Source organism: Paenibacillus sp. ALE3 (genome assembly GCF_054113405.1).
On sequence record NZ_CM134214.1, the window covers coordinates 1740644 to 1757370 of the forward strand.

Annotated in this window: 15 protein-coding genes; 12 read left to right on the forward strand and 3 right to left on the reverse strand. The window is 46.2% G+C overall.

Annotation, left to right across the window (positions count from 1 at the left end; all coding sequences use genetic code 11):
- The first annotated feature begins 2 nt into the window (after window positions 1-2).
- The 6 genes from ACXHJ2_RS07705 (at window position 3) to spoVM (ending at window position 5191) form a co-directional block, all read left to right on the forward strand.
- On the forward strand, window positions 3-779 hold the full coding sequence (locus tag ACXHJ2_RS07705; RefSeq protein WP_165079661.1) for a Stp1/IreP family PP2C-type Ser/Thr phosphatase: 777 nt from the start codon (window positions 3-5) through the stop codon (window positions 777-779).
- Window positions 776-3055, forward strand: a complete 2280-nt coding sequence (pknB, locus tag ACXHJ2_RS07710; RefSeq protein ID WP_137078826.1) for a Stk1 family PASTA domain-containing Ser/Thr kinase — start codon at window positions 776-778, stop codon at window positions 3053-3055. Before ACXHJ2_RS07705 ends, pknB begins: the two co-directional genes overlap by 4 nt.
- Before the next feature lie 73 nt (window positions 3056-3128).
- The gene (gene rsgA, locus ACXHJ2_RS07715; protein WP_165079662.1) at window positions 3129-4046 is read left to right on the forward strand and encodes a ribosome small subunit-dependent GTPase A; all 918 of its coding nucleotides are present in this window, start codon (window positions 3129-3131) and stop codon (window positions 4044-4046) included.
- A gap of 4 nt (window positions 4047-4050) precedes the next feature.
- Complete coding sequence (gene rpe, locus ACXHJ2_RS07720; RefSeq protein WP_013371840.1) at window positions 4051-4719, forward strand: ribulose-phosphate 3-epimerase; 669 nt, start codon at window positions 4051-4053, stop codon at window positions 4717-4719.
- Window positions 4720-4739: 20 nt separating this feature from the next.
- Window positions 4740-4967 carry a hypothetical protein gene (locus ACXHJ2_RS07725; protein ID WP_253806500.1) on the forward strand — a complete coding sequence of 76 codons (228 nt, stop codon included), beginning with the start codon at window positions 4740-4742 and terminating at the stop codon, window positions 4965-4967.
- A gap of 143 nt (window positions 4968-5110) precedes the next feature.
- A complete protein-coding gene (spoVM, locus tag ACXHJ2_RS07730; RefSeq protein ID WP_010345573.1) occupies window positions 5111-5191 on the forward strand; it encodes a stage V sporulation protein SpoVM in 81 nt (26 codons plus the stop codon).
- A 223-nt stretch (window positions 5192-5414) separates the two neighbouring features.
- On the opposite strand, the gene rpmB is transcribed toward spoVM, so the two are convergent.
- Window positions 5415-5603 carry a 50S ribosomal protein L28 gene (gene rpmB / locus ACXHJ2_RS07735; RefSeq protein WP_013310881.1) on the reverse strand — a complete coding sequence of 63 codons (189 nt, stop codon included), beginning with the start codon at window positions 5601-5603 and terminating at the stop codon, window positions 5415-5417.
- A 498-nt stretch (window positions 5604-6101) separates the two neighbouring features.
- On the opposite strand from rpmB, the gene ACXHJ2_RS07740 reads away from it, so the two are divergent.
- The 4 genes from ACXHJ2_RS07740 to ACXHJ2_RS07755 all read left to right on the forward strand — a co-directional run bounded on the left by ACXHJ2_RS07740 (window position 6102) and on the right by ACXHJ2_RS07755 (window position 11249).
- Entirely contained in the window at window positions 6102-7886 is a 1785-nt protein-coding gene (locus ACXHJ2_RS07740; RefSeq protein WP_165079663.1) for a DAK2 domain-containing protein, read from the forward strand.
- 48 nt (window positions 7887-7934) lie between these two features.
- On the forward strand, window positions 7935-8801 hold the full coding sequence (locus ACXHJ2_RS07745; RefSeq protein ID WP_013371837.1) for a DegV family protein: 867 nt from the start codon (window positions 7935-7937) through the stop codon (window positions 8799-8801).
- 1 nt (window position 8802) lies between these two features.
- Window positions 8803-10851, forward strand: coding sequence for an ATP-dependent DNA helicase RecG (recG, locus tag ACXHJ2_RS07750; RefSeq protein WP_064962888.1), 2049 nt, complete (start codon window positions 8803-8805; stop codon window positions 10849-10851).
- Window positions 10852-10961: 110 nt separating this feature from the next.
- Entirely contained in the window at window positions 10962-11249 is a 288-nt protein-coding gene (locus ACXHJ2_RS07755; protein ID WP_013371835.1) for a stage VI sporulation protein F, read from the forward strand.
- Window positions 11250-11681: 432 nt separating this feature from the next.
- Here the strand turns inward: ACXHJ2_RS07755 and ACXHJ2_RS07760 are convergent, their stop codons facing one another.
- On the reverse strand, window positions 11682-13046 hold the full coding sequence (locus tag ACXHJ2_RS07760; protein WP_165079664.1) for a glycoside-pentoside-hexuronide (GPH):cation symporter: 1365 nt from the start codon (window positions 13044-13046) through the stop codon (window positions 11682-11684).
- 280 nt (window positions 13047-13326) lie between these two features.
- On the opposite strand from ACXHJ2_RS07760, the gene ACXHJ2_RS07765 reads away from it, so the two are divergent.
- Window positions 13327-14166 carry an AraC family transcriptional regulator gene (locus ACXHJ2_RS07765; protein ID WP_058829806.1) on the forward strand — a complete coding sequence of 280 codons (840 nt, stop codon included), beginning with the start codon at window positions 13327-13329 and terminating at the stop codon, window positions 14164-14166.
- A gap of 136 nt (window positions 14167-14302) precedes the next feature.
- Window positions 14303-15160, forward strand: coding sequence for a GRP family sugar transporter (locus ACXHJ2_RS07770; RefSeq protein WP_058829805.1), 858 nt, complete (start codon window positions 14303-14305; stop codon window positions 15158-15160).
- Window positions 15161-15287: 127 nt separating this feature from the next.
- On the opposite strand, the gene ACXHJ2_RS07775 is transcribed toward ACXHJ2_RS07770, so the two are convergent.
- On the reverse strand, window positions 15288-16556 hold the full coding sequence (locus ACXHJ2_RS07775; RefSeq protein WP_238790986.1) for a DNA polymerase IV: 1269 nt from the start codon (window positions 16554-16556) through the stop codon (window positions 15288-15290).
- Window positions 16557-16727: the final 171 nt, after the last annotated feature.

The window sequence follows — 16727 nt, forward strand, 5'->3', positions numbered from 1 at the left end:
ATTTGATCAAAACAGTTCATGTCAGCCATGTCGGACGTGTGCGTTCGGTAAATGAGGATTCTGCCTGGATCAGGCACTTGGAGCAAGGCTATATTCTTGGAATTGTTGCCGATGGTATGGGGGGGCATCTGGCCGGTGATACGGCCAGCCGCCTTGCGGTAGAGACACTTGTCGCTGATTTGGCGACACTGGAGAGCGGGTTATCCGCACATTCTTTGACGGCGGCGCTCAGCGACGCTATTTTGCATGCCAATGAAGTCATCTTCCAAACGGCTGCGCGCGATGACCAGTATCATAATATGGGAACGACGGTTGTTGCCGTTTTGCTCAACGATGCATCTGGAATTATCGGACATATCGGTGACAGTCGCGCCTATGTCATATCCAAAGGTACGGTACGTCAGCTTACAGAAGACCATACTTTGGTTAATGAGTTGTTCAAAAACGGTCAGATCAGTAAGGAAGAGCGGGAGAACCATCCCCGTCGCAATGTACTGACACGGGCATTGGGCACTGATTCCGAGGTGAAGGTGGACATTGACACCATTACGCTGGAAAAAGGCGATGTGCTATTACTATGTAGTGACGGATTAAGCAATTTGGTAACAGAAAAACAGATCAGTAAGGTAGTAGGTGCCGCAGAAAATCCTTTGGAGGAACGTGCGGATCGTCTGCTACACCTGGCGTTGCTTGCCGGTGGAGACGATAACATTACTGTAGCTTTGTTTGAATTGCCCGACAACACGGTTTCATTGAGTGAAAAGGGGTGTGAAGCATGATCGGGCACCTGCTTGGGGGAAGATACGAAATTATTGAGCGCATCGGTGGCGGCGGTATGGCGCTGGTGTATAAGGCTCAAGACATTTTGCTGAATCGCAATGTCGCGGTTAAAGTGCTGCGTCAGCAATTTGTTCATGATGAGGAATTTATTCGCCGGTTTCGGCGCGAGGCACAGTCAGCAGCCTCACTTTCTCATTCGAACGTGGTCAGTATTTATGATGTCGGCCAAGAGGATGAAATCCATTATATTGTAATGGAATGCGTTGAAGGCAAAAATTTGAATGAGATTATTAAAGAACGTGCGCCATTACAAGTGGATGAAGCAGTGCGGATTGCTTCCCAGATTTGTGATGCGCTGGAACATGCTCACCAAAATCAGATTATTCACCGAGACATTAAGCCTCATAATATTTTAATTGGACGTAATGGACGGGTTAAGGTAACCGATTTTGGGATTGCTCGAGCTGTTACGTCAACGACAATTACCCAGACAGGTTCTGTTGTGGGTTCTGTTCATTATTTTTCACCTGAGCATGCAAAGGGTGTCATTACCGGTGAAAAATCGGACTTATATTCTTTAGGTATTGTCTTATATCAAATGCTAACGGCACAGCTTCCTTTTCTGGGAGAAAGCCCAATTAGTGTAGCACTCAAGCATTTGCAAGAGGAATTTGAGGAACCGCGTAAAATTAACCCGTTGATTCCACAAAGTGTAGAAAATGTCATTTTAAAATCGATGCGCAAAAATCCGGAGGAACGTTATCAATCGGCAGACGAAATGCTAAGAGATTTGGAAACCTGTCTGCTACCGGGGCGGCGCAATGAATCTAAGCTGGAGTTTACACATTTGGATGATGAGGACCAAACACGGGTTATCCCAGCTATTAAGCCTCAACAACTAGGTGTGTCTTCCAGTGGTGACGATGTGCCTGTCCAACCTCGTGAGTCTGAACAGCTTCCGAGCAAGCAATCGTCCAAGAAAAATAGAAAAAAAACGATCTTCTGGGTAACACTAGTGTTGGTGCTACTTTTGTGCATGGGCGGCGTGGTGTACTATGTGCAAAGTGTGCTTGTCGTGGCTGATGTGAAAGTACCAAGTGTACTGACACAAACAGAAGACCAAGCGAAGGTCACTCTAAGTAAAGCAGGACTAGTCATTGACGATCCAATCCAGCATGAATATAAAGAGGGGATTGCACCAGGAGTTGTTTTTTATCAAAGCTACCCTGAAGGCTCTTTAGTCAAGGAAGGAACGGAGATTAGTCTGAAAGTCGGAATTGCCAAGCCGCTCACCCCGATGCCAGATGTCAAAGGGCAAAGCTACGAGAATGCTGTCAAGCTACTGACCGCCCAGCAAATTAAGGAAACGCAGATTCAGCAAAATGAGCAGTTCAGTGATCAGGCTGAAGGAACTGTCCTTAGTCAGACACCCGCTGCAAATGAGCCATTTGATAAGGATTCGGTTCAGGTAGTGCTCACAGTCAGCAAAGGCGCTGACACTGTAAAAATGCCAAGTCTCGTAGGGAAAACGCAGAACCAAGCGGAAAATGAGGTCAAAAAGGCAGGGCTGAAGGTTGGCTCGATTAAAGAAGAATTTAGCTATGAGCAGGAAAAAGGAAGAGTAACCAAACAATGGCCGTCCGAGGCAGGCAGTGAGTTGCCACCAAATACGGAAATTACGTTTTATGTAAGCACTGGTTACCCGCCAGAAGCGATTACGCTGCCATTTAATGTACCTGTGGCGCCGAAGGAAGAGGGCAAGAACAGTAAAATTCGTATCACTTATACAGATGCACGTGGAGAAAATCAGGAGTGGGGCAGCCGTACGATTAATACGACACAGACGTTTACGATCAACCTGCTGATGGCCCCTAACAAAGACAGTGTCGTCTCCGTATTTAGAGATGGTGCTTTTGTTGACACGTATCCTGTTTCTTATATTGATGCAAAAAATGGAACGGTGACGATGCCTCAAATTGCTCCACCTGCAGGAACATCACCGACGGATTCATCTGGTGGTACTTCCTCGCAGAATGGAAATGGAAACGGTGAGGAAGGAAACAGCGGGGAATCTTCTAATGATAACGGTAATGGTGGAGGCGACCCTAACAACCAGGAGGGAACAGAAGGTGATGGTGAGCCTTCTGCTTTTGCCCCAGGAACCGATTCCGCAGGAGTTACGCGCAGTGAGTTAGCGGTTAGCAAAAAGAACAATCCTGGTCACGGTTCCTACAAAAAGAAGGACAAAGTGATCGAGGCTGTGCAGCATCAGTAAACTTACTAGAGAAAGAAGCTTAACCTGTTCCACACAATGAAACTTGAACATTATGAAGGAGGACATCTTACACATGCCTGAAGGTCTGATCGTCAAGGCGCTTAGCGGATATTATTATGTCTCCAGCCTGGATCAGGATGGGCGTCCGGTATCCGGCGAAGCTACGGTACAATGCAGAGCACGTGGCCTTTTCAAGAAAAAAGAGATTACGCCCCTTGTCGGTGATCGGGTCGTTTACGAACTGACTGAAAACGGGGAAGGTATGGTCAAGGAGATTAGAAAGCGTACGACGGAGCTAATTCGCCCTCCTGTGGCTAATACCACGCTGGCTGTGTTGCTGTTTTCCCTGCGTGAGCCGGATTTAAACCTGCCTTTACTGGACAAATTTTTAGTCCATATTGAGCACGCCGGGCTGGATACGATTATCTGTCTGACCAAGCGCGATTTGTATGAAGACAGCCCTTCAGAGGATGATACGGTGCTGAAGGTTCAGGAAATGTACCGGAAGATCGGTTACGAGGTGCTGGTAACCAGCGCCCGTACCGGAGAGGGGACGGCTGAGCTCAAGAAGCTGTTGGCTGGCCAAATCAGCGTGTTTTCCGGTCAGTCAGGTGTAGGAAAGTCCTCCATGCTAAATGCTTTGGAGCCCGGGTTAACGCTGGAGACGAGCGCCATCAGCAATAAGCTGGGACGAGGAAGACATACGACTCGTCATGTGGAGCTGATTCCATTAGACAACGGTGGGTTTGTAGCAGATACACCAGGGTTTAGCCAACTGGATTTTTTGGAGCTGGGTGTGGATGAGTTATCGCCTTGTTTTCGAGAATTCCAACAATATGCAGAAGGATGCAAATTTCGAGGTTGTACGCATATTCACGAACCTGGCTGTAAAGTAAGAGAGGCCTTGGAAGAGGGACATATTTCACAAGGACGATATGATAGCTATCTGCAATTTTATCAGGAATTAAAAGAAAAAAAGCGGAGGTATTGAGCATATGTTAAAAATAGCACCGTCGATTTTATCCGCTGATTTTGCTCGTTTGGGCAGTGAAGTCGCGGAAGTCCAAGCAGCGGGGGCAGACTGGATTCATGTTGATGTTATGGATGGTCATTTTGTATCCAATATTACACTGGGCCCACCTATCGTTCAGGCTATTCGGCCGCATACAACTCTCCCACTGGACGTTCATCTGATGATTGAGCAGCCTGAACGTTATATCGGTGATTTCGTAAAGGCAGGAGCCAATATCATCACGGTTCATGCGGAGGCCTGTGTTCATTTGCATGGTGTCATTCACTTGATCAAGCAGCAAGGCGCTCTGGCGGGAGTGGCTCTCAATCCGGGGACATCACCATACGCGATCAAAGAAGTGCTGCCCAATGTGGATATGATTCTTGTAATGACGGTTAACCCTGGTTTTGGAGGCCAGTCCTTCATTCCAGAGACGTTGAATAAAATCAGACAAATCCGTGCTTGGTTGAACGAATTGGGTCGTCCAGACGTACATATCGAGGTGGACGGAGGTATTGCGGAAGAGACGGCACCAGCCGTATTTGAAGCAGGTGCTGACGTATTAGTGGCAGGTAGTGCAGTATACGGCAGAGCGGACCGTGCAGCGGCTATTACTGCTATTCGGGATAGTGTCGCTCATTTGTCCAAGTGAAGCTAACTGAAGCACTGTGGATGACCTTAGCGAGTATGATGACCGGTTTGACCCTCAGTTGTTTCTCGCTAGTGAAGACACCTTGGAATGCCATTCTTTCACTTTTGGCTGTTCTTATTGTCCTGTTTTATTTTCGTAAAAATGAACGGCGTGGTTTGCGCATCGGTTTTGTGGTGTGTAGTGTGCTTTATTATATCTTGTTTATTTTTATACTCTCAGCATATCTCTATGTTCACGGACTTGTCTGATGGTATAGCCTGGGATGGTTGTGCATAAATATGGTTACATGAGCGGGATTCTCATGTAGCCTTTTTTTTGTGGGGCAACAACCCTTGACAGGTTGCATAAACTACAGAGAACGGATGCAGGAGGATGATGGGGAGGGTGAGGCATGAAGTTTTACACAATCAAGCTGCCAAAATTTCTGGGTGGATTCGTCAAAGCCATTTTGAATACATTCCAGAAGAACTGAAATCAAAGTAACGTTAACACAGGATGTAGGATGAAGGCTAAAGGTACACAGGAGGCACGCTTCCCGGGCACAGCAGATTGATAGCTCGGCAGTAAACGACAGAAACGCGCGGGAAGGTGCCTGACATTTTGTCCTCTTGAATCAGTGGGATATTATTCGAATAATCAAAAAAGCACCCGTTTAAAACGAGGTGCCTTTTGTTTATAACGATATTTTTTTACGACTACACGCGAGTCACTTTACCGGCTTTCAATGCACGAGTGCTGACATAAACGCGTTTCGGTTTACCGTTAACGAGAATGCGAACTTTTTGTACGTTGACGCCCCAAGTACGGCGATTACGGTTGTTAGCGTGAGATACGTGGTTACCGCTGCCAGGCTTTTTGCCTGTTACAGAACATTTACGAGACATGATTCCACCTCCTATTCTGAAAATAACCAAACTCCATATGGAATGGGTCGCTCTTCAGGCCGACTGGGTCAGCCGGACTTTATAAGTCACTAACCTGAACAAAACAATACTTAAATATAATATCATAGTCAAAAAAGCTCCGTCAACTGATTCAAAAACTTTATTTATTTCTCTTTCGCATTATAGTACAATATGGGATAGCTATTGCTGCGACTATTTTGTTTTTTAATGGAATGTGAATTCTTATTCCAGTCATGCCGGGCAGTTCAGAGGCGGGACCATAATCATTATTCCGGCCAATGATTTTTTGTTGGGTAGTTGACTGGTTTTTCATATTATATGAGCTGTAGAAAGAAACCAGAGGATGGTTACGGAAGCTTACGAAAGGGTGACATTCGTATTCGTCGTCTGGCTTTAGTATAATTCAATTAAACCTTGAACAAGTGTTGTGAAGATGGATTGTAAAACAATTGTATTAAGCTAGGAAGGGGAATTCTCTTGAGTAATCGTTCTTTGAATGGAACAGACTTTACCGCGATGGTTTTAGCCGGGGCGGAACAATTACAGCAGCATGCGGAGCATGTCAATTCACTAAATGTATTCCCGGTGCCAGATGGTGATACGGGAACCAATATGAATCTGACGATGAGCGCGGGCGTAACGGAATTGAAGAGAGGAGATTCTTCCTCCATCGGTGTCATGTCCGGCATCTTATCCAAAGGCTTGCTGATGGGGGCCCGCGGCAATTCAGGGGTTATCCTGTCTCAGTTGTTCCGTGGCTTCAGCCGTTACGCTGCCCCATACGAGGAATTGAATACCCTTCAGTTCGCATCGGCATTGCAGAGCGGGGTGGATGCGGCCTACAAGGCGGTGGTTAAGCCGGTGGAGGGTACAATTCTTACCGTAGCGAAGGAAGCGGCCAGACATGCTGTGTTTTTCTCGCGCCGGACGAACGACATCACAGAACTGATGGAAGAAGTGCTTGCCAAAGCAAAGGAAACACTTGCCATGACGCAGGACATGCTCCCTGTACTGAAGCAAGTAGGGGTTGTAGACTCGGGTGGACAAGGGCTTGTGTATATTTATGAAGGGTTTATGCAGCATCTTGGAAGCGGATTGGTGACATCTCCAACTTCAAAAGGCGATAGTGTACGTCCGGTTTTTGCTCCTTATGTATCGGAGAGACCTACTTCTGCGCCTGTTGCTCCGTCCCCAGATGCGCCGATTTCTGCGCAGGCGAAGCTCGAAACGGAGAATATTGAATTTTTGTATGATATGGAGTTTTTTATTAATCGACAATTGGGCGAAGCGCAAGGTACAAATTTTGATGAGGAAGCTTTCCGGAAAGCGTTGTCAGTAGACGGTGATTCGATTATCGTTATTTCGGACGATGATGTTATCAAGGTTCATGTGCATTCTAAGGCTCCAGGTGAAGTCTTGAATCTTGCGCTGCGTTATGGGGAAATTACGCAGATTCGAATTTTGAATATGCGCGAGCAGCATCGTGATTTGCTGTCTGCAGGTATGGATGGTGCTCCTGAGCCTGAGTGGTTTGCTGAAATACCAACAGAGCCTGCACGTGAGGAGGAGCCATCTGAGCCCCCAGCTCATGAGCTGGCACCCTTTGGCTTTATAGCTGTGGCTTCTGGTGAAGGGATTGCTGATATTTTTAGAAGCTTGGGTGTTGATGTTGTCCTTTCGGGTGGTCAGACAATGAATCCGAGCACAGAGGACTTCGTTAATGCGGCTCGCTCGATTGCGGCTCAACATATTTTTATTCTGCCGAATAATTCCAATATAATCTTGGCGGCTGAACAAGCGCGTGAATTGCTAGAGGTGGAACGTTTGGTGTCGGTTATTCCGAGCAAAACAATTCCTCAGGGCATTGCAGCAGCATTTGCTTACCAAGAGGAAGAAGCCTTTGAGGTAAACCAAGATAATATGCGGGACGCAGTTACCCGTGTGAAGTCTGGACAAGTGACCTATGCGGTACGGGATACGACACTTGATGATCTGCATATTACAGCGGGCCACTACATTGGTATTCAGGATTCTAAAATTGTGGCGACTGAGGAGCAATTAATGGCAACATCCCGTCTTTTGCTGGCGAAAATGCTGGTGAATGGCGATGAAATTGTTACGATTCTTACAGGTTCGGATGCAAAACAAGAAGAGACAGATCAGCTTGTTGCGTGGCTTGAAGAAAATTATTCGGATGTTGAAGTGGAAGTTCATGAAGGTGGTCAGCCGATTTATCCTTATCTGTTCTCAGTGGAAACCTGATGTGCTTTAGCACGCCCATGGTAGTCCACTACAAAGGAGGTCTGACTGATGAGAACTATCATTTTGACGGATAGCACGGCTGATATTCCACAGGAAATAGCAGATCGTCTCGGCATAGTCATTGTACCATTGACAGTGATGTTCGGTAGCACAGCTTACCTGGATGGTATTGAGATGTCAGCTGCACAGTTTTACAGCGAACTGGTACGGGCTGATGAACTGCCTACAACGTCACAGCCATCACCAGCCCGTTTTTTGGAGACGTATACGGAGCTGTTGGAGCAATACCCCGAGAGCCAGATTATCTCCATCCATTTATCCTCCGGTGTGAGCGGAACGTACCAGTCCGCTCTGCTGGGCAAATCCATGTTGGAGAAGCATGAAGATAGAGTGACCGTTATGGATTCCAAGTCGGCCTCGTACGGATACGGTATGCTCGTGGTTTATGCTGCAGAGCTGGCGGCCGCCGGGCAATCCCCGACTGAAATTATTCAGGGTGTGGAACGTCTCGGGGAACGCCGTTGTTTGTATTTCCTGGTGGATACACTGGAATACTTGCAAAAAGGCGGACGTATTGGCAAGGCTGCGGCTATGGTTGGTACGTTGCTTAACATTAAGCCAATTCTTTCGATTGACAAAGAAGGTATTATTTATTCGGCTGATAAGGCGAGAGGGAATAAAAAAGCGACAGCACGAATTATTGAACTGCTGGAGCGGGATTTAAAAGGCCAAAAAATTAATATTGCTGTGGGTCATACGGCAGATCGCTCGGCGGCAGAAGCGTTCGTGGCTCAGCTGGCAGAGCATTTTGAGCTGGGCGATCAAATATATACTGAACTTGGCGCTGTGATCGGAACTCATGTGGGACCAGGAACGATTGGTATTTTTGCATGGCCGGCCGGAGATGAGAGGTAATATGCTGCAATTGGATCAAATACCATTAAAACAAATACACGGCGTGAGTGCTCTCAAAGAGGGAGAGCTTCACGCTTTTGGCATTTCTAACGTGCAAGATATGCTGGAATATTATCCGTTTCGGTATGAAGATTACCGGCTGCGCTCGCTAAGCGAAGTGAAGGACGGAGATAAGATTACAGTACAGGCGAAAATTATGGGCATTCCGGTGCTTCAGCGTTACGGACGCAAATCAAGATTGACTTGTAAATTGATGGCTGAGGATTGGATGTTTACTGCAACATGGTTTAATCGGCATTTTTTGAAGGATCAGCTAACATCAGGTCGTGAAATTGTGGTGACTGGTAAATGGGATCTTAAGCGCATGCAGATGACTGTTGCAGACTCTGAGTTCCCTGATAAAGGAGTGGCCCGTTCAGGGACACTTCAACCGGTGTACTCTATAGGTGGCAAGATTACGCAGAGCTGGATGCGAAAAACAATGAATCAGACACTCCAGCAGTTTGGTGAAATGATTCCCGAGATATTGCCAGATCTGCTGGTACGCAAGTATAGTATGATGCCACGCAAGCAGGCTATTGCAGGTATACACCAACCTCAGGACAATCGAGAGGGACAAGAGGCTCGGCGACGAATGGTGTATGAGGAGCTATTTTTATTCCAGCTGAAAATGCAGGCATTCCGGGCGTTAAATCGTGGTCGAGCGGACGGGGTGGTGCATACGGTGGATAACGCCACGATCCGTGAATTTGTGAGGGCTTTGCCTTTTGAATTAACGGATGCACAGAAGAAGGTTGAGCTTGAAATACTGCATGATCTACGCTCACCTTATTGTATGAACCGTCTGCTTCAAGGGGATGTTGGGTCGGGGAAAACAGTGGTTGCTGCCATCGGTTTATTTGCAACAGTACGTTCTGGTTTTCAGGGAGCACTGATGGTGCCAACCGAAATATTGGCCGAGCAGCATATGCGGTCGCTTCACAAGCTGTTTGAACCCTTTGGAATCAGCGTGGGATTACTGACAGGAAGTACAACTGGGAAGAAGCGTAAGGAGTTGCTTGCCGCTCTTCAAATGGGTCTGCTGGATATTGTGGTGGGCACGCATGCCCTTATTCAGGAGGATGTGTATTTCCGCCAGCTTGGACTAGTTGTGACGGATGAGCAGCACAGGTTCGGAGTCAACCAGCGTAGTGTACTGCGCCGCAAGGGCTACAATCCCGATGTACTGACCATGACGGCCACACCGATCCCGCGTACGCTGGCGATTACTGCTTTTGGTGATATGGATGTTTCTACGATATCAGAGCGGCCCAAGGGACGTATTCCAATTTCTACGTATTGGGTGAAGCACGAACTGATGGATCGAGTGCTCGGTTTTATTTCTCGTGAGGTAGATCAGGGACGGCAGGCTTATCTGATTTGTCCGTTGATTGAAGAGTCAGAGAAGCTGGACGTACAGAATGCCATCGATCTGCATATCCAAATGCAGCAGGCTTTTCCACATTATCGCGTTGGGCTGTTGCACGGACGAATGACTCCTGCAGAAAAGGAAGAAGTTATGCGTTCCTTCTATGCAAATGAGGTTCAGCTACTTGTTTCAACCACGGTTGTAGAGGTGGGGGTAGATGTGCCCAATGCGACGCTAATGATCATTATGGATGCAGATCGCTTTGGATTGTCCCAGTTGCATCAGTTACGTGGACGTGTTGGAAGGGGCGCACATGCCTCATACTGTGTACTCATCGCTGATCCTAAGTCGGAGGTTGGTCAGGAACGGATGAAGGTTATGACCGATACGGACGATGGTTTTGAGGTTGCTAGACGTGATCTGGATTTGAGAGGGCCGGGGGACTTTTTTGGCACCAAACAAAGCGGGTTGCCCGAGTTTCGGTTAGCAGATATGGTAGCGGACTTTGAGGTGCTGGAAAAGGCACGTGAGGATGCAACTGATCTGATCAAAGACTCCTCTTTTTGGACATCTCCGCAGTATGAAGCACTTCGCGGTTATTTGCAAAAAGAGCAGATTTTCCAAGGGGATCTTATCGACTGACCCATGATGAATGATGAGGATGCTCTAAACGTTTTTAACAGATAGGCACAATGGACAGGCTGGCCGTCATATATTTGGGAATGACCGAATGATATGGGAGGTGTGGCAACATGAGCTATCAGCAATATGGAATTAGTCCGCAACTGGTGGAGCGGATTAAGTTGAAAATGAAAAATCGTGTGCTCAAGGAGCGGGTTAAGCAGCAGATTGAGGGCGTGACCAAAGCAGATCTGCAAAACAAAGCTAAGGTGCGCCATCTTGTGAAAACCACTTCTGCTATTTTAAACGAGCGATTGACGGCTACACAGGAGGAGCAACTGACCGCCTTCGTATTGGCACAAAAAATTGATCCGTCCAATACGTTCCATCTGATCAAGCTATGGGGGATGTTCCGTTGATTGCTGTTCGAAGGGGTGCTTCAAAGCACTTTCTATGTTTTATGTGAAGCATAGATAAAAAGGATTGCCTGATGTTTAGGCGATCCTTTTTGGCTTTATTTTAGGTTTTTGTATTTCATTCCCCGGGCAATAGGCAGTGGTCTTAGTGTGAAATTCTATTTGTAATGACCGCTAATTTTGATAGACCATTCCATGGCCTGTGCACCTAGACGTACCGTTGTTCGGTGCTGAAGGCGCTCCCTGCCCCAGGCGCCTGTCAATTGAATTCGCCGCACGGGGCGGTAGCTGCGTTCGATAAAGCGGTCAAATTGGTCTAGGTATGCAGTTCAGCTTCTGTCAGACTTGGATAAGTTCGTATGGAAGACTCCTTTAATGATGTGTTTAAGAAAAGCTTTATTCGACCCTCAACCTTACCTGAAGGACCAAATCCGGTTACTGTACGGATAGTTCACCTTGTTCCCGTCTTGCCCGAACCTCCTGGACAATTTTTCTGTTCATTGTTTCCGTTAGCTCATAATTCTTCATTGGAAATACAGAGAGAAATGTCAGAACCCCCGGAATAATCGTAAATAGTAGTGTGAGCCCAATAAGGGTTGTATTTGTTTGGACTATATTGGGCTGGTAACCCGCCAACGCTAGCGCATAACCACCCACGGCGCTGCCGATTGCGGCCGCCAATTTGGCCCGAAAAACGTTAGCTGAGAAAACCATCCCCTCTGATCTGTTTCCTGTTTTCCACTCTCCATAATCGACGCAATCTGCTAGCATTGTGGACATGACAACATAGTTCAGCCCCACGCCAAAAGAAATGATACAGCTGAGAATAAAGACAAGTACAATAGAGTTGCCGCAGAAGAAAAGAGCTATCATGGATATGGAGGTGATTAGCACCCCTGCTATGCTAGTGCCTTTTTTGCCGATCCACTTGGCAATGAACGGAACTGCGACGTTGCCTGCGATTTGAAAGCCCACGGTTAGTCCCATAAACAGTGGAATGAATGCTTCGGCACCTAGGTTGTATTTAAAATAATACAGAGTAAACGCATTACGGATGTTGGCAGTCATTTCGATAATAAAAAACGAGATGATCAACAGCCGCAAAGGTCGGTTTTCGATGAAGAAAAGGCGGAGTACTCCTTTTAACGTTTGTTTTTCATGTCGAGGCACTACGTGTTTTTCTTTTACGCCAAACACCGTAAACATCATGCAGACGAAAAACAGACCACAAAGTACAGCAACGGCTCCAGCCCATCCGTTGAAGAAATGGACGAGGGGAAGCGCTACGACATTGACCGTCCATAAGCCGGCACTTGCAACCGTACGAGGGACAGTCACGACTTTGGTTCGTTCTGCAGCATCTTTGGTTATGGCGGCGGACAGTGACCAATACGGAATGTCCAATATGGAATAGCTAATGCTCCAAGCGATATAGGTAACATAGGCATAAACCAGCTTCCCGGCGGAAGAAAGGTCCGGACTGAGGAAAAGCGCCAAGGTGGTGAGTGTTACCAAGAAAGCCCCGATGAACATGTAAGGCCTAAATTTCCCCCAACGCGTATTCGTGTTGTCGACTGCAATGCCAATAAAGATGTCAACGACCGCGTCAATCACCCGTGCCACCATCAGCAATGTTCCGACTGCAAGCGCATTCAATCCGAAGCTGTCAGTATAGAAGAACATGAGATAAACAGCGGTTAAATTGTAAATAACATTCATCCCATAACTACTCAGTGAGTAAGAGATAAGTGTTTTTAAACTGACTTTGTCGTTATTTTTTGCAGATGCAGAAGTAAGCATATTTTAACCCCTTTCAAAAATTGACGATCATAACAGCCTGTTATGATATTTTGTTATGAGAAATTGTAAGCGTTATCTTGAGATACAGAATAACAAAAGCTGTGGCAGGAGTACATGATTTTTCTAAAGTAGAAGATAGTAAAAACAAAGATTATTGCATACATTTACGGATTAAGGTTTCATTTTAGGTCTTAGGATATGCTTCTTAATTTATGCTATATTTGTTACGAGGACACCGCCCTTTGGTTAACTATAAAATTCTGAAGCATGGAGGTTAGGGATGGGTGACAATATGATTCAATTTGTAGATACACGTACCAGTTCAAAGCATAAAAATATTACAGATTTAATTCTGTATAATTGTGGCTCGGAGCCTTGTTCTCCCAACCAGGATTTCGGACCTATCGCCAGGGATTTCAATCTTATTCACTTTGTATTAAAGGGTAGAGGCAAGCTGGTATTAGATAAGGAAACATATAACATAGAGAAGGGACAGGCTTTTTTAATCCCTGCCAATAAGGCCGCTTATTATCAAGCTGATGAGTACGAGCCATGGGAGTACAGCTGGGTAGGGTTTATGGGGATCAAATCCGAAATGTACTTGCAGAATATCTCTCTTGTTCAGGATAATCCGTATGTGGTAAGTATCGGAGACATCACTTTTTTTCATTCGACTATTCTTGAAATGCTTCGTATAGGGAATAATACACTTTCTTCATCCTTGGCTATTCAGGGCTATTTGTGCCATATTCTCGCCAAGTTGGTACATGAATCAGGTGAAACGATGCCTGTGAAAGAAGAGCTTCCCTATTCAGTTCAAGCTATCAACTATATGGAGAAAAACTACAACGGTGGCATTCAAATTAGTGAGGTGGCAGAGTATCTCGGACTTCACCCAAATTACTTGACCTCTGTTTTTAAGCAGGAAATAGGTGAAACACCGAAGCAGTATTTAATGAACATTCGGATTAAAAAGGCATGCGAGCTGTTACAGGATACCAGTTACTCTATTCAAGTAATCTCCAATTCTGTCGGTTACTCGGATCAACTGACCTTTTCGCGGGCATTTAAAAATATGATGGGCATTTCCCCCAGCGCTTATCGTGAGAAAACTCTTTGATTTTACTATATATATCTTCTAAAAATACTGGTGCTTGAGGTAGGGTTGTTTTGATATCGTAAAGCTGTTGGTTTTTCCTGCATGGTATTTTAAAGGATTGCACGGAAGAACTCACTTTACGAGAGGGGAACTGCATGTGGATACACTCATTGCCTTTATTCCAGCCATAGGCTGGGGATTCATGCCAATACTGGCGCAACTGACAAAAGCCAGTCCTCGCGAGCAACTGACGGGGACGGTCATCGGTGCCGTATTGTTCGCACTGTGCCTGTATTCGTACTCACCTGTTAACTTTCAAGTCACACCATTTATTGTGAGCTTTGTCTCTGGTGTGTTTTGGTCCGTAGGACAGTTGCTTCAATTTCAAGCTTTCCAGAAAGTAAGCGTTTCAACGGCCATTCCTATTATTTGCGGGCTGCAACTCATGGGAACGACGCTTTTTGCAGCACTAATCTTGGGCGAATGGACGACCGGGTACCAAATTGGTATTGGATCAGCAGCGCTTATATTTATTTTGTCTGGCATCTTGCTGACGAGCTATCAGGGGAGATCAAGTGGTTTGTCCAAGCCCTTGCCCCTTCAAATTCTTGTCATGTTGGTTTGTTCAGGTATAGCCTTAACCTTGTATGTTATTATTAATCAAATCTTTCATGTCTCCGGTCTGTCAGTCATCTTACCGCAATCACTTGGCATGTTGTGTTCAGCGCTTTTAATGAACTGTAAGGGAGGGCAGAAGCTCCATTTGGTTCAGGTGCTGCGCAATTTGTCTACGGGTTTGTCGTGGAGCGTAGCGAATTTGGCGCTATTTATTTCGAATGGGCTTATTGGGGTCGCTGCCAGTTTTCCCATCTCTCAGGCGAGTATCGCCATCTCCTGCGTTGGCAGTATTCTGATTTTCAGGGAAAAGAAGAGCCCAGGGGAATGGCTTCGTCTATTGGCTGGCATTATGGTAATCATGGTCGGAGTGGGATTGATTAGCCTGGTCAAGCTCTGAGAATATTCAGAATTAAGAACTGTACATGCAGTACGGCTACAGATGGTTAGGGTATATGAGTCGATGATTAAATAGATTTGTGTGATCCAGAATCCTTTCAGGTTGTACAGTAAATCTATTTAATGTCTTACTTATAATGCCCCCCAATCTTCCTGGATCTTTCCAGGGCCTGGCCGACATGAGTGAGGGAGGAGGCTCTTACGATCGCCGTATTGCCGTAGCGCTCCTTAATGCTGTCGGTGGCTTTCTCTAGGGAGCGTGCCCGTTTCTCATCATCAAAAAAGGAAACCTGGTACGTTTCCGCATCCATTAGACTGCTTAGGCTAACGCCCAATCGCCTTACCGGCATGCGATCCCAAAATTTATAGAAAATTTCCTTGGCGGCTTTGTAAATTTTATTCGTGTTGTTAGTCGGATCGGGCAGCTTCATCTGGCGCGAAAACCCGGTCGGCGACTCAAACGGGCTGCACATGCAACTGACAGTAACGACATACCCCATATACCCTTTGCGCCGGCTGTCTTGACATACTTCCTCGGTGAGCTCGAGCAGAACGGTTTCCACTTCCGCAGGCTGGAGATAGTCTCGGGGAAGAGTCATCATATGACCGATGGATTTAGGAGGTGTCTCAAATGTTTCCGGCTTAACCGGGCTATGATCGATCCCGTTAGCAGTTCGCCATATCACCTCTGCCTGTATGTTGGACTGTTTGCCGAAATGAGAGCGGAATCTGTCCTGAAGCCGGGGTAAGGGAGTACGGGCGATGTCCCCAATGGTGTACAGTCCAAGCCTCTCCAAATGTCGTTCCATACGCGAACCGATACCGAACATAAGACGTACTGGTTGGGGCCACAGCAAAGTTGCAATGTCAGACGCAGGCAACAAGAAAATGCCGCTGTCATTTTTTTTAGCCCATATATCTGTTGCGGTTTTAGCCAGCATTTTATTGGGACCGATACCAATTCGAATCCATACTCCTGTTTGTGCGAGCACTTTCTGCTGAATTTCACTTGCAATGCTCATCGGATCTCCGAACAGGGAGAGACTTCCGCTCATATCTAGAAATTGTTCATCAATGCTGAAAACCTCAACCAAATCAGTATATTCATTATAAATTTCTGTTATTTTTAATGAGACATCGATATAATGCTGCATGCGCGGGCGTACAATGATAAGGTCAGGACATTTTTTTACAGCTTCTCCCAGACGTTCTGCAGTGGATATACCAAGTTTTTTTGCCAGCGGACACGCAGCTAAAATAATGCCTGAACGAAGTGCAGGGTCACCGGCCACAACGAGCGGCTTATGTTGGTAGGTGGGATCATCCGCTTTTTCGACGCTGGTGTAAAAGCTTTGACAGTCCGCTAGAAATATGGTTCTACTTCCACGCTCCTTCACAATGTTGGTCTCCTCCCCTGATATGTAATTGATCATATTCCAAAATATTCTTGAACGTATACTCTTATAGTAGTATTATATACAGAACAAGTGTTCCTAATACAAATGTATTTTTTGGAACATTACAGTTTACGGGAAACCTAGCATGGCGTATCATATTATCTTGAACAA